This window comes from Pseudomonas sp. NPDC086251, assembly GCF_044746405.1.
GTDB lineage: Bacteria > Pseudomonadota > Gammaproteobacteria > Pseudomonadales > Pseudomonadaceae > Aquipseudomonas.
In genome coordinates, this window is record NZ_JBIVBY010000008.1 from 1 (window position 1) to 21,119 (window position 21,119).

The 21,119-nt window shown below is 60.6% G+C and carries 20 protein-coding genes; 14 read left to right on the forward strand and 6 right to left on the reverse strand.

From position 1 onward, the window contains the following. From ACIPL2_RS11485 to tldD, 8 genes are all read left to right on the forward strand, one after another. The coding region (locus ACIPL2_RS11485; RefSeq protein WP_401356161.1) for a rod shape-determining protein at positions 1 to 787 on the forward strand (787 nt) is incomplete at its 5' end. 143 nt (positions 788 to 930) lie between these two features. Then, positions 931 to 2,067 (forward strand): rod shape-determining protein MreC, encoded by a 1,137-nt coding sequence (gene mreC / locus ACIPL2_RS11490; RefSeq protein WP_401356597.1) that lies wholly within the window; start codon positions 931 to 933, stop codon positions 2,065 to 2,067. After that, complete coding sequence (gene mreD / locus ACIPL2_RS11495) at positions 2,067 to 2,558, forward strand: rod shape-determining protein MreD (protein ID WP_401356163.1); 492 nt, start codon at positions 2,067 to 2,069, stop codon at positions 2,556 to 2,558. The genes mreC and mreD overlap by 1 nt, the downstream gene beginning before the upstream one ends. Positions 2,559 to 2,761: 203 nt before the next feature. Beyond that, positions 2,762 to 3,358, forward strand: coding sequence for a Maf family protein (locus tag ACIPL2_RS11500; protein WP_401356166.1), 597 nt, complete (start codon positions 2,762 to 2,764; stop codon positions 3,356 to 3,358). A 57-nt stretch (positions 3,359 to 3,415) separates the two neighbouring features. Next, positions 3,416 to 4,873 (forward strand): ribonuclease G, encoded by a 1,458-nt coding sequence (rng, locus tag ACIPL2_RS11505; protein WP_059403239.1) that lies wholly within the window; start codon positions 3,416 to 3,418, stop codon positions 4,871 to 4,873. A 75-nt stretch (positions 4,874 to 4,948) separates the two neighbouring features. Further along, positions 4,949 to 8,752 carry a YhdP family protein gene (locus ACIPL2_RS11510; protein WP_401356170.1) on the forward strand — a complete coding sequence of 1,268 codons (3,804 nt, stop codon included), beginning with the start codon at positions 4,949 to 4,951 and terminating at the stop codon, positions 8,750 to 8,752. 190 nt (positions 8,753 to 8,942) lie between these two features. Beyond that, positions 8,943 to 9,797 carry a carbon-nitrogen hydrolase family protein gene (locus tag ACIPL2_RS11515; RefSeq protein ID WP_401356173.1) on the forward strand — a complete coding sequence of 285 codons (855 nt, stop codon included), beginning with the start codon at positions 8,943 to 8,945 and terminating at the stop codon, positions 9,795 to 9,797. Positions 9,798 to 9,809: 12 nt separating this feature from the next. Further along, complete coding sequence (tldD, locus tag ACIPL2_RS11520; RefSeq protein WP_401356176.1) at positions 9,810 to 11,252, forward strand: metalloprotease TldD; 1,443 nt, start codon at positions 9,810 to 9,812, stop codon at positions 11,250 to 11,252. A gap of 59 nt (positions 11,253 to 11,311) precedes the next feature. On the opposite strand, the gene yjgA is transcribed toward tldD, so the two are convergent. Beyond that, complete coding sequence (gene yjgA, locus ACIPL2_RS11525; protein WP_033058015.1) at positions 11,312 to 11,836, reverse strand: ribosome biogenesis factor YjgA; 525 nt, start codon at positions 11,834 to 11,836, stop codon at positions 11,312 to 11,314. Between the two features lie 108 nt (positions 11,837 to 11,944). On the opposite strand from yjgA, the gene pmbA reads away from it, so the two are divergent. The 6 genes from pmbA to ACIPL2_RS11555 all read left to right on the forward strand — a co-directional run bounded on the left by pmbA (position 11,945) and on the right by ACIPL2_RS11555 (position 17,296). After that, positions 11,945 to 13,291: a metalloprotease PmbA gene (pmbA, locus tag ACIPL2_RS11530; RefSeq protein WP_059403244.1), complete on the forward strand. Its 1,347-nt coding sequence runs from the start codon at positions 11,945 to 11,947 to the stop codon at positions 13,289 to 13,291. Between the two features lie 249 nt (positions 13,292 to 13,540). Further along, entirely contained in the window at positions 13,541 to 13,948 is a 408-nt protein-coding gene (locus ACIPL2_RS11535) for a FagA protein (RefSeq protein WP_401356181.1), read from the forward strand. Then, positions 13,929 to 15,305 carry a class II fumarate hydratase gene (locus tag ACIPL2_RS11540; RefSeq protein ID WP_401356183.1) on the forward strand — a complete coding sequence of 459 codons (1,377 nt, stop codon included), beginning with the start codon at positions 13,929 to 13,931 and terminating at the stop codon, positions 15,303 to 15,305. Before ACIPL2_RS11535 ends, ACIPL2_RS11540 begins: the two co-directional genes overlap by 20 nt. A 27-nt stretch (positions 15,306 to 15,332) precedes the next feature. Beyond that, entirely contained in the window at positions 15,333 to 15,761 is a 429-nt protein-coding gene (locus ACIPL2_RS11545) for a hypothetical protein (protein ID WP_008148865.1), read from the forward strand. A gap of 1 nt (position 15,762) precedes the next feature. Beyond that, on the forward strand, positions 15,763 to 16,374 hold the full coding sequence (locus ACIPL2_RS11550; protein ID WP_401356186.1) for a superoxide dismutase: 612 nt from the start codon (positions 15,763 to 15,765) through the stop codon (positions 16,372 to 16,374). Positions 16,375 to 16,402: 28 nt separating this feature from the next. Further along, entirely contained in the window at positions 16,403 to 17,296 is an 894-nt protein-coding gene (locus ACIPL2_RS11555; RefSeq protein ID WP_401356188.1) for a ZIP family metal transporter, read from the forward strand. 107 nt (positions 17,297 to 17,403) lie between these two features. Here the strand turns inward: ACIPL2_RS11555 and ACIPL2_RS11560 are convergent, their stop codons facing one another. The 5 genes from ACIPL2_RS11560 to ACIPL2_RS11580 form a co-directional block, all read right to left on the reverse strand. Then, complete coding sequence (locus tag ACIPL2_RS11560; protein ID WP_401356190.1) at positions 17,404 to 17,679, reverse strand: HPr family phosphocarrier protein; 276 nt, start codon at positions 17,677 to 17,679, stop codon at positions 17,404 to 17,406. A gap of 15 nt (positions 17,680 to 17,694) precedes the next feature. Beyond that, entirely contained in the window at positions 17,695 to 18,552 is an 858-nt protein-coding gene (gene rapZ / locus ACIPL2_RS11565) for an RNase adapter RapZ (protein ID WP_401356193.1), read from the reverse strand. A 2-nt stretch (positions 18,553 to 18,554) separates the two neighbouring features. Beyond that, complete coding sequence (gene ptsN, locus ACIPL2_RS11570; RefSeq protein ID WP_401356195.1) at positions 18,555 to 19,019, reverse strand: PTS IIA-like nitrogen regulatory protein PtsN; 465 nt, start codon at positions 19,017 to 19,019, stop codon at positions 18,555 to 18,557. Positions 19,020 to 19,031: 12 nt separating this feature from the next. Further along, positions 19,032 to 19,340, reverse strand: a complete 309-nt coding sequence (gene hpf, locus ACIPL2_RS11575) for a ribosome hibernation-promoting factor, HPF/YfiA family (protein ID WP_007941242.1) — start codon at positions 19,338 to 19,340, stop codon at positions 19,032 to 19,034. Between the two features lie 74 nt (positions 19,341 to 19,414). Next, on the reverse strand, positions 19,415 to 20,908 hold the full coding sequence (locus ACIPL2_RS11580; RefSeq protein WP_401356199.1) for an RNA polymerase factor sigma-54: 1,494 nt from the start codon (positions 20,906 to 20,908) through the stop codon (positions 19,415 to 19,417). Positions 20,909 to 21,119 lie beyond the last annotated feature (211 nt).

Here is a 21,119-nt window from a genome sequence, read left to right on the forward strand (position 1 = left end):
TTGCGAAAAGATGCGGCAATACTTGATCAACAAGGTTCACGAACACAGCTTTCTGCAGCCTAGCCCTCGTGTGCTGATCTGCGTTCCATGCAAATCCACCCAGGTTGAGCGTCGTGCCATCCGTGAATCGGCCCTCGGTGCCGGTGCCCGTGAAGTGTTCCTGATCGAAGAGCCAATGGCCGCTGCGATCGGTGCCGGCCTGCCGGTTGAAGAAGCGCGCGGTTCGATGGTGGTCGATATCGGTGGCGGTACCACTGAAATCGCCCTGATCTCCCTAAACGGTGTGGTTTACGCCGAGTCCGTACGGGTTGGCGGCGACCGCTTCGACGAAGCGATCATCACCTACGTGCGTCGCAACTACGGCAGCCTGATCGGCGAATCCACCGCCGAGCGCATCAAGCAGGAAATCGGTACGGCCTACCCGGGCGGCGAAGTTCGCGAAGTCGACGTTCGTGGCCGTAACCTGGCCGAAGGCGTTCCACGCGCATTCACCCTGAACTCCAATGAAGTGCTGGAAGCTCTGCAAGAGTCCCTGGCCACCATCGTTCAAGCGGTGAAAAGTGCACTGGAGCAATCGCCTCCGGAACTGGCTTCCGATATCGCCGAGCGTGGCCTGGTACTGACCGGTGGTGGCGCCTTGCTGCGTGACCTCGACAAGTTGCTGGCCCAGGAAACCGGTCTGCCGGTGATCGTTGCCGAAGATCCGCTGACCTGCGTTGCTCGTGGCGGTGGCCGTGCATTGGAAATGATGGATAAACACACCATGGACCTGCTCTCCAGCGAATAAGTCGTTGGGTTGCCTCTATGCTGTTGAGCGCACAGGCAGCACTTTGCAGTGCTGCCTGTTGGCGTTTATCTTCTGTCAGTCTGCATCCAGGCCGGTTTGATGCCGTATGAATAAAGAGAACATTTGCCTGGGAGGAGCGGCTTATTAAACCGCTTTTCACCAAAGGGCCTTCACTGGGCGTGCGCTTGTTGGTGCTGGTCGTGCTTTCGGTCGCGCTGATGGTGGTCGATGCCCGCTTCACACTGCTCAAGCCAGTGCGTAGCCAAATGTCGCTGGTGTTGATGCAGTCTTACTGGATCACCGACCTGCCGCAGCGGCTATGGCAAGGTGTGGCCAGCCAATTCGGCAGCCGGACCGAGCTCGTCGCCGAAAACGAAAAACTCAAGACCGAAAACCTGCTGTTGCAGGGGCGCATGCAAAAGCTTGCCGCCCTCACCGAGCAGAACGTTCGCCTGCGCGAGTTGCTCAATTCTTCGGCGCTGGTCAACGAGAAGGTCGAAGTGGCCGAATTGATCGGCATGGACCCCAACCCCTTCACCCATCGCATCATCATCAACAAGGGTGAGCGCGACGGTGTGGTCCTCGGCCAACCGGTGCTCGATGCCCGTGGCCTGATGGGCCAGGTGGTGGAGTTGATGCCGTACACCTCCCGTGTGTTGTTGCTGACCGACACCACCCACAGCATTCCGGTGCAGGTGAACCGCAACGGTCTGCGCGCGATTGCCAGCGGCACCGGCAACCCGGAACGCCTGGAATTGCGTCACGTCGCAGATACGGCTGACATCAAGGAAGGCGATCTGCTGGTCAGCTCGGGTCTCGGTCAGCGGTTCCCGGCGGGTTACCCGGTGGCGACGGTCAAGGAAGTGATTCACGATTCCGGTCAGCCGTTTGCGATTGTCCGTGCCGTGCCGACCGCCGCGTTGAACCGCAGCCGTTACCTGCTGCTGGTGTTCAGCGACGGCCGCACCGCCGAAGAGCGCGCCAACGAAGCCGCCCAGGCTCAGGAAGCGCTGGACCAGCACGGCGGTGGCCCGATCATTCCGGCGACCGTGCCGAAACCGGCGATCGTCCCGGCCGCTGTTGCCGCGCCCGCTGCACCTGCTGCTCCGGCCGCAACCCCAGCGGCTGCGACACCGGCCAAACCTGCGGCTGCAACTCCGGTCAAACCCGCTGCCACGAAACCTGCCGCTGCCAAGCCGCCCGCAGCGCAACCCGCTGCCGTGAAGCCTGCTGCCAAACCGCCTGTCTCCGCGCCGGCTACCACTGGGGGACGAGAATAATGGTCGGTGCTACTGCATCCCGAAACGGCTGGATCGTCTGGCTGACCTTCGCCATCGGCATGCTGCTCAGCGTTTCGCCGCTGCCGCAATTCATGGAAATCCTCCGCCCGTTGTGGCTGGCCTTGCTGCTGGCCTTCTGGGCATTGGCCATGCCACAGAAAGTCGGCATGGTCACCGCGTGGTGCCTGGGCCTGGCCGAAGACGTGCTCTACGGCACGCTGCTCGGGCAGAACGCGCTGATCCTGACACTCATCACGTTCCTGGTGCTGTCGCTGCAACAGCGCCTGCGCATGTTCCCGATGTGGCAACAGAGCCTGGTGATCCTGGTGATTTTCGGCCTCGCACAACTGGTTCAGCTGTGGCTCAGCGCGTTGACCGGCAACCGTCAGCCGACGCTGGCGCTGGTCTTGCCGGCACTGGTCAGTGCATTGCTCTGGCCCTGGATCAGCTACGGTTTGCGCGGTTTGCGTCGACGCTACAAAATCAATTAATTCGGTCAGGCATGGGCCCGCACCGGTGCCCTGTCTCGCAAATACGTTCCTTTTTTGGCGAGTGGCTGTTGTTGCCAGACAAGGCGCCGCGACAAGTCATAGCTGGCTATGGCGAGGAGCGGCAACGCAGTATGGCAACAACAGACGCCGCCAAAAAGGAACAGTATTTGTGAGACGGGGCACTAAACAAGGGAGATGTCTTGATGAAACAGCTATACCTCGCCTCAGGCTCACCGCGTCGACGTGAGCTGCTCACGCAGATCGGCGTGCCGTTCTCCGCCATCAGTGCGGACATCGATGAAACCCCTTTAAACAATGAATCCCCGTCGGCCTATGTCGAGCGCTTGGCGCGCGGCAAGGCTGAAGCCGGGCGCGGCGCGGTCGTGTGCGACGAAGCGTTTTGCGTGCTGGGTGCTGATACCGCCGTGGTGCTGAACGGGAAAATTCTTGGCAAGCCGGTGGACGAAGCCGATGCGTGCGCCATGCTTATGATGTTGGCCGGTCACGAGCATGAAGTGCTGACGGCCATTGCCGTGCTTGATGGTGAACGTTGCGAGTCACGGGTTGTGCGAAGCCTGGTGCGTTTTCGCCCCATCGCTCGCGAGGAAGCGACGGCCTACTGGGCCAGTGGCGAGCCGCGAGACAAGGCCGGTGGCTACGGGATTCAAGGACTGGGCGCGGTGTTCGTCGCCGGGCTCAATGGCAGTTACTCGGCGGTGGTCGGGCTGCCGCTGTGCGAAACCTCGGAGCTGCTCGGCCATTTCGGCATACCCTGTTGGCAAACCCTTAACGCGCGCTGAGCGCCGTACTGACAAGATGCGGCCATTATCGTGAACATGCCTGAACGAGACCCTGCCATGAGTGAAGAGATCCTGATCAACATCACGCCGATGGAATCGCGCGTGGCGGTGGTTGAAAACGGTGTTCTGCAAGAGGTCCACGTCGAGCGCACGCAAAAGCGCGGGATCGTCGGCAACATTTATAAAGGCAAGGTCGTGCGAGTTTTGCCGGGCATGCAAGCGGCATTCGTCGACATCGGCCTGGACCGCGCCGCGTTCATTCATGCCTCGGAAATTTCCCTGCGTGAAGGCCCGGCGGTGGAGAGCATCAGCTCGCTGGTTCACGAAGGCCAGAGCCTGGTGGTGCAAGTCACCAAAGACCCGATCGGCTCCAAGGGCGCGCGCCTGACGACGCAGCTGTCGATTCCCTCGCGCTATCTGGTGTACATGCCGCGCACGGCCCACGTCGGCATTTCCCTGAAGATCGAGGACGAAGCCGAGCGCGAACGCCTCAAGCAAGTGGTCACCGATTGCGTGGCCAAGGAAGGCATCAAAGAGGCCGGTGGTTTCATCCTGCGCACCGCCGCCGAAGGTGCCGGCGCCGATGAAATCCTCATGGACATCCGCTACCTGCGCCGCCTCTGGGACCAGATCAACGAGCAGATCAAAACCATCAGCGCGCCGAGTGTGATCTACGAAGACCTCGGCCTGGCGCTGCGTACCCTGCGCGACCTGGTGAGCCCGAAGATCGAAAAGATCCGCATCGATTCCCGGGAAACCTTCCAGAAAACCACGCAATTCGTTGCCGAACTGATGCCGGAAATCGCTGATCGTCTGGAGCATTATCCGGGCGAGCGGCCGATTTTCGACCTGTACGGCGTCGAAGACGAAATCCAGAAAGCCCTCGAACGCAAAGTCCCGCTGAAGTCCGGCGGCTACCTAGTGGTGGATCCGGCGGAAGCCATGAGCACCATCGACGTCAACACCGGGGCGTTCGTCGGTCATCGCAATCTTGAAGAAACCATCTTCAAGACCAACCTCGAAGCGGCGACCGCCATCGCGCGTCAGCTGCGCCTGCGCAACCTCGGCGGGATCATCATCATCGACTTCATCGACATGGAAGATGAAGAGCACCAGCGCCAGGTGCTGCGCACGCTCGAGAAGCAACTGGAGCGCGATCACGCCAAGACCAACATCATCGGCATCACCGAGTTGGGCCTGGTGCAGATGACCCGCAAGCGCACCCGCGAAAGTCTCGAACAAGTGCTGTGCGAACCGTGCAGCAGCTGTCAGGGCCGCGGCAAGCTGAAGACGCCGGAAACCGTTTGCTACGAAATTTTCCGCGAAATCCTCCGTGAGGCGCGTGCCTATCAGGCGGAAGGCTATCGTGTATTGGCGAACCAGAAAGTGGTCGACCGTTTGCTCGATGAAGAATCGGGCAACGTCGCCGAGCTGGAAGGCTTTATCGGACGCACCATTCGGTTCCAGGTAGAAACCATGTATTCCCAGGAACAATACGACGTGGTGCTGCTCTGAATCCCTGCGTTGCAACCCGACTAGAACGGCTGGCTTCAGCTTTTTGCACTAATTTCGCCATGGGAGCCAACTGACATGGAACGTCTGACACGCATTTTGGCCGCACTGACCCGCTGGGGTCTGGGCCTGTGCGCGTTGGTCTTGGTGTTGATGGCGTTGTACGTCAGCCTCGGCCGAGAGCTGACGCCGTTGGTGGCCGAATACCGCGCCGAAGTTGAAATCAAGGCCAGCGCAGCCTTGGGCATGCCGCTGCATATCGGCGAACTGGAAGGCAACTGGAGCGGTTTTGCACCGATCCTGCTGGCTCACGATGTGATGGTCGGCGAGGGCGCCAATACCCTGCGCCTAGACCAGGTACGCGCGGTGCCGGATCTGTGGGCCAGCCTGCTGGCGCGCGAAGTGCGCATCGCGCACCTGGAACTCAACGGCCTGAAGATCAGCCTCAAGGAAGGTGAAGACGGTCATTGGGCGCTGGAAGGTTTGCCGGTGCAGCAAGATCAGCCGCTGGACCCGGAGCAGTTGCTCAATCGCCTGCAGATGGTTCAGCAGTTATCGGTGCTCGACAGCCAGGTCACCTTGCAGCCGTTGGATCATCCGCCATTGACCTTGACTTACGTCGGTCTGAATCTGAAAACCGGTGCCTCCCACCAGCGTCTCGACGCTCGATTCACTCTGCCGGACGGCCAGCCGGTGGCCATGAGTCTGCGCACCCGTATACGTGCCAGCGAATGGAGGGACGGCGCGGCGGATGCGTACGTGAGCCTGCCGCAAAGCGATTGGTCGAAATGGTTGCCCGAACGTGTGACCCGCCAATGGAACTTCACCGAGATCAAGGCCGGTGGCGAGCTCTGGGTGAACTGGAGCAAGGGCGCCCTGCAAAGCGCTGCGATCCGTTTGAATGCGCCGCAACTCAAGGGCGCCTACGCCGAGCGCAAGCCGATCCAGATCAACAATCTGGCGCTCAACGGTTATTTCCAGCGCAGTGCCGAAGGCGTGCTGGTGACCCTGGATTCCCTGGCCATGAACCTCGGCGAGAGCCGCTGGGAATCGCACCTGCAACTCAAGCAAAGCGTCGCCACCGACAAAACCGAAGAGCTCTGGCACCTGCAAGCCGACCGCCTGGACCTGACCCCGCTCACACCGTTGCTGAATGCCTTGGGGCCGCTGCCCGAAGGCGTCGCCACCGCCGTCGAGCGACTCAAGGTCACGGGTGGTTTGCGCAACGTGCTGATCGACTTCCGGCCCAACGCCACCGACGACAGCAAGTTCAGCTTTGCCGCGAACCTCGACCGGGTCGGCTTCGACGCCTATCACGGCGCGCCGGCGGCACGCAATGTCAGCGGCAGCATCAGCGGTGACCTCGGCAAGGGCGAACTGCGCATGGACAGCAAAGACTTTGTCTTGCACCTCGACCCGATCTTCGCCAAGCCATGGCAATACCTCCAGGCCAACGCCACCTTGACCTGGAAGCTCGACAAAGAAGGCTTCACCCTGATCGCGCCGTACCTGAAAGTGCTGGGTGAAGAGGGCAAGATTGCCGGTGACTTCCTGATCCGCCTGCATTTCGATCACACCCAGGAAGACTACATGGACCTGCGAGTCGTCCTGGTGGACGGTGACGGCAAGTACACGGCCAAATACCTGCCGGCAATGCTCAGCCCGGCGCTGGACGAATGGCTGCGGACCGCAATTCTCAAAGGCGCGGTGGACCAAGGCTTCTTCCAGTACCAGGGCTCGCTGAACCATGGGGCGGAGGACACCGCCCGCAGTATCAGCCTGTTCTTCAAGGTTCACGATGCCGAACTGGCCTTCCAGCCGGGCTGGCCCCATGTCAGCAAAGTCACGGGTGACGTGTTCGTCGAAGACAGCGGTGTGCGGATCCTGGCCAGCAAAGGCCAGTTGCTCGACACCCAGGTCAGCGATATTTACGTCAATATTCCTCACGCGCCTGCCGGGCAAAGCGTGCACCTGTTCCTCGAGGGTGGATTCGCCGGCGGACTGGGCGATGGCCTGAAAATTCTGCAGCAAGCGCCGATCGGCACCGCCGACACGTTTGCCGGTTGGGAAGGCGAGGGGGATCTGCAAGGCAAGCTGAAGCTCGATATTCCGCTGGTCAAAGGCGAGGAACCGAAGATTCTGGTCGACTTCAAGACGGCCAAGGCCCGGCTGAAACTGGCCGAACCCGCGCTGGAGCTGACTCAGCTCAAAGGCGATTTCCGCTTTGACAGCGCCAAGGGATTGAGCGGGCAGAACATCACCGCGCGCGCTTTCGATAAACCGGTCACCGCACAGATTTTTGCCGATGGCAGCCCGGGCAAGCTCAAGACTCGCGTCACCGCATCGGGTCAGGTCGAGGTCAAGAAACTCACCGACTGGTTGAGCGTCACTCAGCCGTTGCCGGTGTCTGGCTTGATCCCCTATCAGCTGCAACTGAACCTCGATGGCGCCGACAGCCAGTTGATGGTCAATTCGAACCTCAAAGGGGTGGCCGTGGATTTACCGGCGCCGTTCGGCATGGCGGCGGACGTGGGGCGCGACACCACGTTCCGCATGACCCTGCAAGGGCCGGAGCGGCGCTATTGGGTCAACTATGGTGAGTTGGCGAGCTTCACGTTTGCGGCACCGCCCGGCAATTTCGCCGACGGTCGCGGTGAGTTGTACCTTGGTGGAGGCAATGCCGTATTGCCCGGTGCCAAGGGCCTGCGCGTACGTGGCGTGCTCTCGGAACTGGATGTAGGGCCCTGGAAGGATCTGGTGGACAAATATGCTGGCCAGGATCCGGGTGGCAGCGCCAAACAGTTGCTCAGCAGTGCGGACTTCAAGGTCGGTAAGCTCAGCGGTATTGGCACCACCCTCGATCGGGCGTCAGTGCAGTTAAACCGCAAGCCGAGCGCGTGGGGTTTGCAGCTCGACAGTCAGCAGGTCAAAGGCACCGCGAACATCCCCGATGCGAAAGCTACGCCGATTGCAATCAATCTGCAGTACGTGCGTTTACCGGCACCGGATCCGACCGTGCTGGCTGACGAAAACTCGCCGGATCCGCTGGTCAAAGTCGACCCGACGAAAATTCCTGCGCTGGATATCACCATCAATCAGCTGTTTCAGGGGCAGGACCTGGTCGGCGCCTGGTACCTGAAAGTCCGTCCGACGGCGAAGGGCATTGCGCTCAATACGCTGGACCTTGGCCTCAAAGGCATTCTCTTGCAGGGCAGTGGTGGTTGGGAGGGTATTCCTGGTTCATCCAGCAGTTGGTTCAAAGGCCGGGTCAGCGGCAAGAACCTCGCCGATGTGCTGAAGGGCTGGGGCTTTGCGCCGAGCGTCACCAGCGAAGACTTTCATATGGATGTCGATGGTCGCTGGCCGGGTTCGCCCGCCTGGTTGGCCACCAAGCGTTTCTCCGGCACCCTCGATGCTTCGTTGAACAAGGGCCAGTTTGTCGAGGTCGAGGGCAGCGCCCAGGCGTTGCGCGTGTTTGGCCTGCTCAACTTCAACTCCATCGGCCGCCGCCTGCGCCTGGACTTCTCCGACCTGTTCGGCAAAGGCCTGAGCTATGACCGGGTCAAAGGGTTGCTGGAAGCGACCAACGGGGTGTACGTCACCCGCGAGCCGATATTGCTGACCGGACCGTCGAGCAACATCGAGCTCAATGGCACGCTGGACCTGGTGGGCGATAAGGTCGATGCCAAGTTGCTGGTGACCTTGCCGGTGACCAACAACCTGCCAATTGCCGCACTGATCGTTGGTGCACCGGCCATCGGCGGCGCGCTGTTCCTGATCGACAAGCTGATCGGTGACCGCGTGGCGCGTTTCGCCAGCGTCAAATACACCGTCAAAGGCCCTTGGAAAGAGCCGAAAATCACCTTCGACAAGCCTTTTTGAAAAGCCTCTTTCTACGCCTATGGAGTAGCATGTCCCTAGGTTCTAACGCGCGGACGCTAACCCCTGTAGGAGCTGTCGAGTAAAACGAGGCTGCGATCTTTTGACTTTAAAGATCAAATTCAAAAGATCGCAGCCTCGTTTTACTCGGCAGCTCCTACAGGGCAGCGTTGATTGCAGATAAGGAAAGACCATGTCAGTAGCGGTGATTCAAATGGTCAGCCAGAGCGATGTGCTGGCCAATCTGGCCCAGGCCCGTGTTCTGCTGGAGCAGGCGGCCGCCGGTGGCGCGAAGCTGGCTGTGCTGCCGGAAAACTTCGCCGCGATGGGCCGTCGCGACATCGCTGACATCGGCCGCGCCGAGGCGTTGGGCGACGGTCCGATCCTGCCATGGTTGAAACAGACCGCCCGCGACCTCAAGTTATGGATAGTGGCCGGCACATTGCCGTTGCCGCCGGTGGATCAACCGACGGCCAAAGTGCATGCCTGCTCGTTGCTGGTGGACGATCAGGGTGAGACCGTGGCGCGCTACGACAAGCTGCACCTGTTCGACGTCGACGTGGCGGACACTCGCGGGCGTTATCGCGAATCCGATGACTATGCTTATGGCAGTGGGGTAGTGGTAGCTGACACGCCCGTCGGTCGGGTTGGCCTGACGGTGTGTTATGACCTGCGCTTCCCAGAGCTCTATAGCGAATTGCGCGCTGCCGGGGCGGAATTGATTACCGCGCCGTCAGCGTTTACAGCGGTGACCGGTGCGGCGCATTGGGATGTGCTGATTCGCGCGCGAGCCATCGAGACTCAATGTTACGTGCTCGCGGCCGCCCAGGGCGGGACCCATCCGGGACCACGAGAAACCTGGGGGCATGCCGCAATCATCGACCCGTGGGGCCGTGTGCTGGCACAACAGGATCAAGGCGAGGCCGTGCTGCTGGCCGAACGCGACAGCAGCGAACAGGCGTCCATCAGGGCGCGGATGCCGGTGTCCAGTCACCGGCGCTTTTTCTCGCAGGGCGCCCAGCGACCTGCCTCAGAACGACGAATTTAAGGCGTAAAGCATATGAGCGAGTTGTTGTCCTCAGTCAGTGAACACCTCCTGGCGCCCGGCGGCGTAACGATCGAGAGCCTGCAAGGCGTGCTCGGCGATCTGGCCGGCCCGGGCATCGATGCCGCCGACCTGTATTTCCAGGGGCAGATCTCCGAGTCCTGGGCATTGGAAGACGGCATCGTCAAGGAAGGCAGTTTCAACCTCGACCAAGGCGTCGGCGTGCGGGCGCAATCGGGTGAAAAAACCGGTTTTGCCTACAGCAATGCGATCACCCTGGAAGCCTTGGGCGCGGCAGCTCGTGCTGCCCGTTCAATCTCCCGCGCCGGGCAGAACGGCTCCGTGCATGCGTTCACCACCCAGGACGTCGCCCAGTTGTACGGGCCAGATAACCCACTGGAAGTGATGACCCGCGCCGAGAAAGTCGAACTGCTCAAACGCATCGACGTCGCGACTCGTGCCCTCGACCCGCGTATCCAGCAAGTCACCGTGAGCATGGCCGGTGTCTGGGAGCGCATTCTCGTGGCCTCCACCGACGGCAGCCTGGCGGCGGATGTGCGGCCACTGGTGCGTTTCAACGTCAGCGTGATCGTCGAGCAGAACGGCCGTCGTGAGCGCGGCGGTCATGGCGGCGGCGGTCGTACCGATTACCGTTATTTCCTCGGCGAAGACCGCGCCATGAGCTATGCCCGCGAGGCGCTGCGTCAGGCGCTGGTCAACCTGGAGGCCATTCCGGCGCCGGCCGGTACGTTGCCGGTGGTGCTCGGTTCCGGCTGGTCCGGTGTGTTGCTGCACGAGGCGGTCGGCCATGGTCTGGAAGGCGATTTCAACCGCAAGGGCAGCTCCGCCTACAGCGGCCGCATGGGCGAGATGGTAGCGTCCAAGCTCTGCACCATCGTCGATGACGGCACCCTCGCCGGGCGTCGCGGCTCCTTGAGCGTCGACGACGAAGGCACCCCGACCGAGTGCACCACGCTGATCGAAAACGGCGTGCTCAAGGGTTACATGCAAGACAAGCTCAACGCACGCCTGATGGGCGTGGCCCGCACCGGTAACGGTCGCCGCGAATCCTACGCGCACCTGCCGATGCCACGCATGACCAACACCTACATGCTGGCGGGCGAAAGCGACCCGGAAGAAATCATCAAGTCGGTCAAGCGCGGCATCTATTGCGCCAACCTCGGCGGCGGACAGGTGGACATCACCAGCGGCAAGTTCGTGTTCTCCACCAGCGAGGCGTACCTGATCGAAGACGGCAAAATCACCGCTCCAGTCAAAGGCGCAACGTTGATCGGCAACGGCCCGGAAGCCATGAGCAAAGTGTCGATGGTCGGTAACGATCTGGCGCTGGACAGCGGTGTGGGGACGTGTGGCAAGGATGGGCAGTCGGTGCCGGTGGGTGTCGGCCAGCCAACGCTGAAAATCGATGCGATCACTGTAGGGGGCACAGGATCTTGAGGGCTCTTGAATAAGTGAAGCTTCGAGTGAGTTGCGAGGCAACTCACCCGATTCGAGACTTAACGCAGACCGCGTTGAGTCTCGTCCAGCTCACGGATGTACTTGAAGATTTTACGGCTCGATGCCGGTGGCTTGTTGGTCGCCAGTTCGTGCTGGGCCTGACGGATCAGGGAGCGCAATTGCTGGCGATCAGCCTCCGGGTAGTCGACAACGAACTTCTCCAGGACTGCATCGTCGCCCGCGATCAAGCGATCGCGCCAGCGTTCCAGGCCATGGAAACGTTCGTTGTACTGCCGAGTGGAGGCATCGAGTTGATCGAGCAGAGTCAGAATGGCGTCAGTGTCCTGGTCGCGCATCAGTTTGCCGATGAACATAAGGTGCCGTTTACGCGCGATATTCGCGGTGTGCTTGGGCGCATCGGCCAGGGCCCGGCGCATAGCGTCGGTCAACGGCAGTTTTGCCAGCAAGTCAGGCTTGAGCGTTGTAAGGCGTTCGCCGAGGTCAACCAGAGCATGCAGCTCGCGTTTAACCTGGGATTTGCTTTTTTCTCCCGTATCGAGGGAGTCGTCGTAAGAATCAACCATGGTGGCCGTCCGCAAAGAAACGCCGCCATGATAACCAGTCGGGGGCCGCTTGTCCGGCCCGGTCGCTCGAAGGCCCTCGCCGAAAGCAGAATTTGAGTGGAGAACAGCATGAGTGCAGTTGAAAGCGTCGGCCCACAAGCGTTGCCGGCACTGCAAGAGCAAGTCGAGCAGATCATCGCTGAAGCCAAGCGCCAGGGTGCCAGTGCCTGTGAAGTGGCGGTGTCCCTGGAGCAGGGCCTGTCGACCTCGGTGCGTCAGCGTGAAGTCGAAACCGTCGAATTCAACCGCGATCAGGGCTTTGGCATCACCTTGTACGTCGGTCAGCGCAAGGGCTCGGCCAGCACCTCGGCCAGTGGTCCTGAGGCCATTCGCGAAACCGTCGCGGCGGCGTTGGCCATTGCCAAGCACACCTCGGAAGACGAAGCCGCAGGCCTGGCCGATGCCGCGTTGATGGCCAAGGACCTGCAGGATTTCGACCTGTTCCACGAATGGGACATCACCCCGGAACAAGCCATCGAGATGGCCCTGGCCTGTGAAGCGGCGGCGTTTGCCACCGACAGCCGGATCAAGAACGCCGACGGCACCACCCTCAGCACGCATCAGGGCTGCCGCGTCTACGGCAACAGCCACGGTTTCATCGGTGGTTATGCCTCGACACGCCACAGCCTGAGTTGCGTGATGATCGCCGAGGCCGATGGCCAGATGCAGCGCGATTACTGGTACGACGTAAACCGTCAGGGCACCTTGCTGGCCGACCCGGTGAGCATCGGCCAGCGTGCCGCGCAACGGGCGGCGAGCCGTCTGGGCGCGCGTCCGGTACCGACCTGCGAAGTGCCGGTGTTGTTTTCCGCGGAACTGGCCGGGGGCTTGTTCGGCAGTTTCCTCTCGGCGATATCCGGCGGCAGCCTGTATCGCAAATCGTCGTTCCTTGAAGGCACGCTGGGGCAGAAACTGTTCCCGGAATGGCTGACCATCGATGAGCGTCCACACTTGATGCGTGCGATGGGCAGTTCGGCCTTCGACGGTGATGGTCTGGCGACCTATGCCAAACCGTTCGTCGAAAAGGGCGAGTTGGTCTCGTACATACTGGGCACCTACTCCGGTCGTAAGCTCGGCATGCCGAGCACCGCCAACGCCGGTGGCGTGCACAACCTGTTCGTCACCCATGGCGATGAAGACCAGGCGGCCCTGTTGCGCCGCATGGGCCGTGGGTTGCTGGTGACGGAGTTGATGGGCCAGGGCCTGAACATGGTCACCGGCGATTACTCCCGTGGCGCGGCGGGTTACTGGGTCGAAAATGGCGAAATCCAGTTCGCGGTTCAGGAAGTGACCATCGCCGGCAACATGCGCGACATGTTCAAGCAGATCGTTGCCGTCGGTAATGACCTGGAGTTGCGCAGCAACATTCGCACCGGTTCGGTACTGATCGAGCGGATGACCGTGGCGGGTAGCTAGCCCCCGCCCGTTACACAAAAAGGCGCGTCACCTATCGGGTGACGCGCCTTTTTTATTGAGCCTTGCACAAATCCTTGTGGGAGCGGGCTTGCTCGCGAAGAGGCCATCACATTCAACATCTTCGTCGATTGATGCGCCGCCTTCGCGAGCAAGCCCGCTCCCACACTGAATCGCGCGTGCATTGTTTGGGGTTGTTTTGGTTCTCATTATCATCTAATAATAAATCTCATTACCGAATGAGCCCGGATCATGAGTTCTGCCTTGCACGAGCAGCCCTACCTCGAAAGCTGGCGCTGGATGAGTCGCCAGATCCGTTGCGCGATGGATCCCGACGAGCCCCGCCTGATCGACCATTACCTGGCTGAAGGCCGGTATCTCGCCTGTTGCACGGCGACCTCGCCCTGGACCATCGCCGAAACCTCCTTGCGTTTATTGCTCGACACCGCCGCCGACGTCGCGTTGCCCTGGCACTGGCGCACTTACTGCCTGGATCAGGCCTGGCGCCCATTGCGCGAGCTCGAACGCCTTTCTCTGTGCAAATGCCGCCTCAAGCGCTGGCAAAGCTACACCTGGCAACTGGCGACCTGCGAGTTGCAGCCCTCGATTCCCCTAAACGAACTGGTGCAAGGATTTTCTGATGAACAAGACTCGTATTGAGCGCGACAGCATGGGCGAGCTTCAGGTCCCGGTGGACGCCCTCTACGGCGCACAGACTCAACGTGCGGTGGATAACTTCCCGATCAGCGGCAAACCGATGCCGGTGCAATTCATCCGCGCGTTGATCCTGGCCAAAGCCGCTGCCGCCAGAGCCAACATCGAGCTCAAGCAAATCAGCGAGTCCCAGGGCAACGCCATCGTCGATGCGGCGCTGAACCTGCTCAAGGGCGATTTCATGCAGCATTTTCCGGTGGACATCTTCCAGACCGGTTCCGGCACCAGTTCCAACATGAACGCCAACGAAGTGATCGCGACGCTGGCCAGCCGTCTGCTCGGCGAGCCGGTGAACCCCAACGACCACGTCAATTGCGGGCAGAGCAGCAACGACATCATCCCGACCACCATCCATGTCAGCGCCGCGCTGGCGTTGCATGAGCAACTGCTGCCGGCGCTGGTGCGTCTGGTGCAGGTGATCGAGCGCAAGGCTGAAGAGGTTCATCACCACGTCAAAACCGGTCGCACGCACTTGATGGACGCGATGCCGGTGCGCATGAGCCAGGTGCTCAACGGTTGGGCGCAGCAGCTCAAGGCCAATATCGGCCACCTGCAGAATCTGCTGCCGAGCCTGCAATCCCTGGCGCAGGGCGGCACGGCGGTGGGCACCGGGATTAACGCGCACCCGCAGTTTGCGGCGCGTTTCAGTCAGCAACTGAGCGAGCTGACGCACGTTCAGTTCACCCCAGGCAAAGATCTGTTTGCGTTGATTGGCTCTCAGGACACCGCCGTCGCCGTTTCCGGGCAGCTTAAAGCGACAGCGGTCTCGTTGATGAAAATCGCCAACGACCTGCGCTGGATGAACTCCGGCCCGTTGGCCGGTCTCGGTGAAATCGAACTCGAGGCCTTGCAACCGGGTTCTTCGATCATGCCGGGCAAGGTCAACCCGGTGATCCCGGAAGCTACTGCCATGGTCGCCGCACAGGTGATTGGCAACGACACGGTGATCACCATTGCCGGTCAGTCGGGCAATTTCGAACTGAACGTGATGCTGCCGATTATCGCCCAGAACCTGCTGAACAGCATCGAATTGCTGGCCAACTCCAGCCATCTGCTGGGCGAAAAAGCCATTGCCAGCTTCAAGGTCAACGAAGCCAGGCTCAAGGAAGCGCTGTCGCGCAACCCGATTCTGGTCACGGCACTCAACCCGATCATTGGTTACCAAAAAGCCGCGGAGATCGCCAAGAAGGCCTATCAGCAAGGCCGTCCGGTGATCGATGTCGCCCTGGAACACACCGACCTGTCGCGCAGCCAACTGGAAGAGTTACTCAACCCGGAAAAGCTCACCGCAGGCGGCGTGTAATCCCCGCAACCGCTTTGGAGGCTCACCATGGAGCACTGGAAACGCACGATCGAACGAGCAAATCGCTGTTTCATGCTGGGTGAACTGGTCGATGCCCGCGAGGCTTACTTGCAGGCACTGGCCCTGGCCCAGGTGTTGTTCGAACGCTGGGCGGATGCCGACGAAGCGGTGGCGGCCTGCGTGATTTCCCACCACAACCTGGCTGACCTGCATTTGCGCCTGAACCAACCGGAGGAGAGTGCCGAGTACCTGTGCGCGATCCATCAACGCTTGCTACAGACCATGCAGGACCCCCGACTGGCACCGGCACTGCGTGAAGCAGCGCTGCGCCAGAGCAGCAAAACCTATGTCGAGCTGCTGAATTTCATCAGCGAACACGGCGAGTACCCGCGCACCCATCGGTTGCTGCACATCGACGCCGCCTCGCCTGCGCCCCTACATCATGGAGTTCATTGAAATGGCTTTTACCTTGCCTGCCTTGCCTTACGCTTACGATGCCCTGGAACCGCACATCGATGCGCAGACCATGGAAATCCACTACACCAAGCACCACCAGACTTACATCAACAACCTCAACGCCGCGGTCGAAGGCACCGAGTTTGCCGAATGGCCGGTGGAAAAACTGGTGGCCGCTGTGCAGCAACTGCCAGAGAAGCTCCGCGCTGCCGTGATCAATCAGGGCGGCGGTCACGCCAACCATTCGCTGTTCTGGGAAGTGATGGCACCGCACGGTGGCGGCACGCCTGAAGGCGAACTGGCCAAGGCCATCGATGAACAACTGGGCGGTCTCGACAGTTTCAAGGAAGCCTTCACCAAAGCCGCGCTGACCCGCTTCGGCAGTGGCTGGGCCTGGTTGAGCGTCACGCCGCAAAAGACCCTGGTCGTGGAAAGCAGCGGCAACCAGGACAGCCCGCTGATGAACGGCAATACGCCGATCCTCGGTCTGGACGTCTGGGAGCACGCCTATTACCTGCGTTATCAGAACCGTCGCCCGGAATACATCAACGCGTTCTACAACGTGATCAATTGGCCCGAAGTCGCCGCGCGCTATCAGGCTGCGCTGGTTTGAGTCTTCTATAAAAAATCCAAGGCTGACTATGGGCACTGAAACACTGGCGATCGGCAGCGGACGACTGTTTCGTTACGCGTTCGGATCGCTCTTACTGCTGGCGGGCATGAGTCTATTGGTGGCCCAGGGACTGGCGTGGCTGGACCTCGAGCCGAAACTGCTGCGCGCCTTGCAAGGTGGGGCGATCTGCGCCTTGGGTACGGCCTTGGGCGCGGTGCCGGTGTTGGTGATTCGGCGCATGCCGCAGGCGGTCAGCGATACGCTGCTCGGTTTCGGTGCCGGGGTGATGATGGCGGCGACCGCGTTTTCGCTGATCGTCCCGGGCATCTCCGCCGCTGAAGGCCTGGGGCTGACGCCTTGGGCGGCCAGCGGCCTGATCAGCGTCGGCATCATGCTCGGTGCATTCGGGTTGTATCTGGTGGACCGCAAGGTCTCCGGGGCCAGTCCGGAAATGTTGGTGGGCACGCTGGAGCGACCGGTGATTCCACCACGGATCTGGTTGTTTGTGTTTGCCATCATTGCCCACAACATCCCTGAAGGCATGGCGGTCGGTGTCTCGGCCGGTGGCGGCATGCCGGATGCCGACAGCCTGGCCATGGGCATTGCCTTGCAGGATGTGCCGGAAGGGTTGGTGATCGCGTTGGTACTGGCCGGGGCGGGGATGTCGCGGATCAAGGCGTTCCTGATCGGTGCTGCGTCAGGGTTGGTCGAGCCGGTATTCGCCTTGTTGTGCGCCTGGCTGGTGAGCTTGGCCGAACTGCTCTTGCCCTTGGGCCTGGCGCTGGCGGCCGGGGCCATGCTGTTAGTGGTGACCCACGAAGTCATTCCCGAATCGCGCCGCCATGGTCACGATAAACTGGCCAGCCTTGGGCTGCTGATCGGGTTTTGCCTGATGATGGTCATGGATACCGCATTGGCTTAACGCGGACATGTAGGAGCAAGGCTTGCCCGCGAATGCCGTGACGCGGTGGAGCTGATGAAGCGTGTCATCGTTCTTCGCGGGCAAGCCTCGCTCCTGCAGGGGCGGGTTTACTCGCCTTCGCCGAAGTAGTCGTTGATCAGCGCTACCAATGCCTGTAGCGCCTCATCAGCCCTTTCGCCTTCGGTGCTCAAGTGGATCTTGGTGCCCTTGCCCGCCGCCAGCATCATCATGGCCATGATGCTTTTACCGTCGACCGTGGTTTCCGGCGTGCGTCCTACCCTGATCGTGCAATCCTTGAACTCACCGGCGACACCGACGAATTTTGCAGACGCGCGGGCGTGCAGGCCCAGCTTGTTGATGATTTCGATTTCCAGAGCAGGCATCGCGATGTGAATCCTTTAGCTGAGGTCGCGGTGGCGGACCTGGACGTTCTTCAGGGTTTTTTGCAGGGTCTGACCCAGACGTTCGGTCAGGTAGACGGAGCGGTGATGCCCCCCGGTGCAGCCAATGGCAATGGTGACATAAGCACGGTTGCTGGCGGCAAAGCGGGGCAGCCATTTGAGCAGGTACGTGGAGATGTCCTGGAACATCTCTTCCACGTCTGGCTGTGCGGCCAGGTATTCCGCCACCGGCTGGTCGAGCCCGGACTGCGCGCGCAGCTCCGGCTTCCAGTACGGGTTCGGCAGGCAGCGCACGTCGAACACCAGGTCGGCGTCCACCGGCATGCCACGCTTGAAACCGAAAGACTCCACCAGGAACGCAGTACCGGGTTCCGGCTGGTTCAACAGGCGCAGCTTGATGGTGTCGCGCAGCTGGTACAGGTTCAGGTTGGTGGTGTTGACTTTGAGATCAGCGAGGTCGGCAATCGGGCCGAGCAAGCTGGTTTCATCGTTGATCGCCTCGGCCAGCGAGCGATTGGCGCTGCTCAGCGGGTGGCGACGACGGGTTTCCGAAAAGCGTTTGAGCAGGGTTTCTTCGTCGGCATCCAGGTACAGGACATCGCACTGGATATGCCGGCTGCGGACTTCTTCGAGCAGTTCCGGAAAGCGCGACAGGTGACTTGGCAAGTTGCGCGCGTCAATCGACACGGCAACCAGCGGTTGTGCCAGCTCGGTGTGAATCAACGCGCGTTCGGCCAGCTCCGGCAGCAAGCCGGCGGGCAAGTTGTCGATGCAGTAGTAGCCGTTGTCCTCGAGGACATCGAGCGCGGTACTTTTACCTGAGCCGGAACGGCCACTGACGATGATCAAACGCATGATTACTGACCGTTTTGCTCGTCCAGGACAACCTGATACAAGGCTTCATTGCTCGGGGCGCTGCGCAGTTTTTCGCGCACTTCCTTGCGATCGAGCATGCTGGCGATCTGGCGCAATAGCTCCAGGTGCGCATCGGTGGCGGCTTCCGGGACCAGCAGAACGAACAGCAGGTCAACCGGGGCGCCGTCGATGGCGTCGAAATCAATAGGGGCGTCTAGGTGCATCAAGGCGCTGATGGGTGCGGAGCAACCCTTCAGACGGCAGTGGGGGATGGCGATGCCGTTACCAAAACCGGTAGAACCGAGTTTTTCACGGGCGACCAGACTCTCGAAGACATCCTGCATGGCCAGATCCGGCACTTCGCGATGGATTAGGTTGGCAATTTGCTCGAGGGCTTTCTTTTTACTGCCGCCCGGCACGTTCACGAGGGAACGGCCGGGGGTCAGGATGCTTTCAAGTCGGATCATGAGTTGGGAGTGTTAACGACCGGTCGCACCCTGGAGGAGGCTCTGGGTCTTTTCCTTATGCTTTTTGAGTTGTTTATCCAGCTTGTCGGTCAATGCGTCGATCGCTGCGTACATATCGGTATGTTCCGCGTTAGCGACCACTTCATTGCCGGGAATATGCAGCGTGGCTTCGATTTTCTGCTTGAGCTTTTCGACCGTCATCGTCACTTGAACGTTGGTGATCTTGTCGAAATGCCGTTCCAATCGTTCGAGTTTTTCGCCGATGTAGGTGCGAAGAGGTTCGGTCACTTCCAGTTGGTGTCCACTGATGTTGACTTGCATACAGCTTCTCCTTCGTTGCCAGTGCATAAAGCGGCAGGCAGAAATGCCTGCCACTGGAACGCTGTGGCGTGGCTCTACATCAACCGCTTGCGTTCGCTCGAAGGCGCGATTCCTAAGGACTCGCGGTACTTGGCGACGGTGCGGCGAGCCACCTGAATGCCTTGTGCCTCCAGTAAACCAGCGATCTTGCTGTCACTCAACGGCTTTTTCTGATTTTCCGCAGCAACCAGTTTTTTGATGATCGCGCGAATCGCCGTGGACGAGCATTCGCCGCCCTCGGAGGTGCTGACGTGGCTGGAGAAAAAGTATTTCAGTTCATAAATACCCCGTGGGGTATGCATGAATTTTTGCGTGGTGACCCGCGAAATCGTCGACTCGTGCATGCCGACCGCTTCGGCGATGTCATGCAGTACCAGCGGTTTCATGGCTTCGTCGCCGTATTCCAGGAAGCCGCGCTGATGCTCGACGATCTGGGTGGCTACTTTCATCAGGGTTTCGTTGCGGCTTTGCAGGCTCTTGATGAACCAGCGGGCCTCTTGCAGCTGATTGCGCATGAAGGTGTTGTCGGCGCTGGTGTCGGCGCGGCGCACGAAACCGGCGTACTGCGCGTTGACCCGAAGGCGTGGCACCGATTCCTGATTGAGCTCCACCAGCCAGCGCTCGTTGTCCTTGCGCACGATCACGTCGGGTACCACGTATTCGGCTTCACTGGACTCGATTTGCGAACCCGGGCGCGGGTTGAGGCTCTGCACCAGTTCGATGACCTGGCGCAGTTCATCTTCCTTGAGCTTCATGCGCCGCATCAATTGGCTGTAGTCGCGGCTGCCGAGCAGGTCAATGTAATCGCTGACCAGACGCTTGGCCTCGGCCAGCCATGGGGTCTTGGCGGGCAACTGGCGCAATTGCAGGAGCAGGCATTCACCCAGGTTACGGGCGCCGATGCCGGCGGGTTCGAATTGCTGGATGCGGTGCAGGACGGCTTCGATTTCGTCCAGTTCGATGTCCAGTTCCGGATCGAAGGCTTCGAGGATTTCCTCGAGGGTTTCGTCCAGGTAGCCCTGATTGTTGATGCAGTCGATCAAGGTCACGGCGATCAGACGATCGGTGTCGGACATCGGTGCCAGGTTCAGTTGCCACAGCAGGTGGCTTTGCAGGCTTTCACCGGCCGAGGTGCGGGTGGTGAAATCCCACTCGTCGTCATCGTTGCTCGGCAGGCTGCTGGCGCTGGTCTGGTAGACGTCTTCCCAGGCGGTATCGACCGGCAGTTCGTTGGGAATGCGCTCGTTCCAGTCGCCTTCCTCGAGGTTATCCACCGTCGGGGCGGTTTCCTGGTAGGACGGTTCCGAAACATCGGCGTTGGGTAGCTGTTCGGCTTTGTCGGCCAAGGGGTCGGCGTTATCGAAGTCGTCGCCTTCTTCCTGGCGTTCGAGCATCGGATTGGACTCCAGGGCCTCCTGGATTTCCTGTTGCAGGTCCAGGGTCGACAATTGGAGCAGGCGGATGGCCTGTTGCAGCTGCGGTGTCATCGTCAGCTGCTGGCCCATTCTCAAGACTAGCGATGGTTTCATGGCAGGGGCTTAACACCTTATTCGCCGGCGCACATGCGCCATCCACTACAGAGCGCCGGAGCGCCAAACATAAGCAAATTATATGCCCGAAACTGCAGCGTTTGCCTAGAGCGCCGTAACAATAAAAAGCTGCAAAGTTTTATTGACACAATGAACCGACTGGCTCTGGAAAATCTTTGAAGCGTCGCGTTTGCCTAGAGCGCCGTAACAA

What these genes read in the sequence shown, in the direction of transcription:
- ACIPL2_RS11515 (WP_401356173.1), top strand. Translation starts at nt 8,943, where the DNA reads ATGTCAGTAGCGGTGATTCAAATGGTCAGCCAGAGCGATGTGCTGGCC.
- yjgA (WP_033058015.1), bottom strand. Translation starts at nt 11,836, where the DNA reads ATGGTTGATTCTTACGACGACTCCCTCGATACGGGAGAAAAAAGCAAA.
- ACIPL2_RS11550 (WP_401356186.1), top strand. Translation starts at nt 15,763, where the DNA reads ATGGCTTTTACCTTGCCTGCCTTGCCTTACGCTTACGATGCCCTGGAA.
- ACIPL2_RS11535 (WP_401356181.1), top strand. Translation starts at nt 13,541, where the DNA reads ATGAGTTCTGCCTTGCACGAGCAGCCCTACCTCGAAAGCTGGCGCTGG.
- rng (WP_059403239.1), top strand. Translation starts at nt 3,416, where the DNA reads ATGAGTGAAGAGATCCTGATCAACATCACGCCGATGGAATCGCGCGTG.
- ACIPL2_RS11540 (WP_401356183.1), top strand. Translation starts at nt 13,929, where the DNA reads ATGAACAAGACTCGTATTGAGCGCGACAGCATGGGCGAGCTTCAGGTC.
- ACIPL2_RS11545 (WP_008148865.1), top strand. Translation starts at nt 15,333, where the DNA reads ATGGAGCACTGGAAACGCACGATCGAACGAGCAAATCGCTGTTTCATG.
- tldD (WP_401356176.1), top strand. Translation starts at nt 9,810, where the DNA reads ATGAGCGAGTTGTTGTCCTCAGTCAGTGAACACCTCCTGGCGCCCGGC.
- ACIPL2_RS11560 (WP_401356190.1), bottom strand. Translation starts at nt 17,679, where the DNA reads ATGCCTGCTCTGGAAATCGAAATCATCAACAAGCTGGGCCTGCACGCC.
- hpf (WP_007941242.1), bottom strand. Translation starts at nt 19,340, where the DNA reads ATGCAAGTCAACATCAGTGGACACCAACTGGAAGTGACCGAACCTCTT.
- ACIPL2_RS11500 (WP_401356166.1), top strand. Translation starts at nt 2,762, where the DNA reads ATGAAACAGCTATACCTCGCCTCAGGCTCACCGCGTCGACGTGAGCTG.
- pmbA (WP_059403244.1), top strand. Translation starts at nt 11,945, where the DNA reads ATGAGTGCAGTTGAAAGCGTCGGCCCACAAGCGTTGCCGGCACTGCAA.
- mreD (WP_401356163.1), top strand. Translation starts at nt 2,067, where the DNA reads ATGGTCGGTGCTACTGCATCCCGAAACGGCTGGATCGTCTGGCTGACC.
- rapZ (WP_401356193.1), bottom strand. Translation starts at nt 18,552, where the DNA reads ATGCGTTTGATCATCGTCAGTGGCCGTTCCGGCTCAGGTAAAAGTACC.
- ACIPL2_RS11510 (WP_401356170.1), top strand. Translation starts at nt 4,949, where the DNA reads ATGGAACGTCTGACACGCATTTTGGCCGCACTGACCCGCTGGGGTCTG.
- ACIPL2_RS11580 (WP_401356199.1), bottom strand. Translation starts at nt 20,908, where the DNA reads ATGAAACCATCGCTAGTCTTGAGAATGGGCCAGCAGCTGACGATGACA.
- ACIPL2_RS11555 (WP_401356188.1), top strand. Translation starts at nt 16,403, where the DNA reads ATGGGCACTGAAACACTGGCGATCGGCAGCGGACGACTGTTTCGTTAC.
- ptsN (WP_401356195.1), bottom strand. Translation starts at nt 19,019, where the DNA reads ATGATCCGACTTGAAAGCATCCTGACCCCCGGCCGTTCCCTCGTGAAC.